Below are 914 nucleotides of genomic sequence, written 5' to 3' on the forward strand. Positions count from 1 at the left end.
TTGCCTTTCCAGCTACATAGCAAAGCAAGCAAACCAAGCGACAGCACGACCGAAACCGGCATTAATAAGCCACCGATTAGCTTCTTAAGTGTAAACAGCACGTTTAGCGAATGACTTTGAAATTCGCCAGTGCGTAGACCTCTCCCTGAGCATCGCTCACACGTACCGACCAATCACCCGTCATATACTTATCAATAAACTTACTGGAATAACTTAATTGCTCGTCAGCATTGACCGGTATACGCACCCTTGCCTGACGCTTCTCATTCAAAAACCACTCGTGAAAAAGAGTTGTACCTTGAATGTTTAGCATTTCAGTATGAAGAACGACCTTAATCAGATTCTCACCATCCATACTCACTTCATAGCCAAGCAGATCAATAGGATGTCGATTCTCATCAACACCTCGCGCTAAACTCGCCGAAATGATCGCAGGATTTAATGTAGAGATTGCCGATACGGGCGCTTGCACCGCAGTTTGCGTTAATGAAGCTGCTCGCTGAGTTAATGCCACTGGCGTAGGGTCTACTTCAGCCTCAACATCGCTCTTTAATTCGAGCGCTGCCACAACCGCTTCTTCGCTTGGCGCTTGTGTGTTCTCCATAATAGTTGTCTCTTGTGCAGCCGCAATCTTGCGCTGCTCAATTACACTCACAACGGTGGGAGTATCATTCAGTGGCTCAAAGACAAGGTAAAGCGCCGAAAAAGCGACCGCAAACACGACGCCAAAGATCAAGCCAATTCGCCCCCAAAGGACCTGAGTCTCTTCGTATTCAGAGTAATCCTCTTTCTGAGAAGGCATTGGGCCAACAGAGATTTGTTGATGGCGTGACATAATGAAGAATCCGTTGTGAGTTGTACTTAAAATTATCTTGCGAAGTTTACTTAATGCACGTACTTGTCACAATCGTGCG

1 protein-coding gene is annotated in these 914 nt (G+C 46.2%); it reads right to left on the reverse strand.

What is annotated here, in order from left to right:
• Positions 1-103: 103 nt before the first annotated feature.
• Entirely contained in the window at positions 104-835 is a 732-nt protein-coding gene (locus A3738_RS21815) for a DUF2914 domain-containing protein (RefSeq protein ID WP_068501643.1), read from the reverse strand.
• Positions 836-914: the final 79 nt, after the last annotated feature.

It is taken from the genome of Oleiphilus sp. HI0066 (assembly GCF_001635725.1).

Bases quoted from the DNA above. Each gene is read 5' to 3' on its own strand.
- A3738_RS21815 (WP_068501643.1), bottom strand. From the start codon at position 835: ATGTCACGCCATCAACAAATCTCTGTTGGCCCAATGCCTTCTCAGAAA.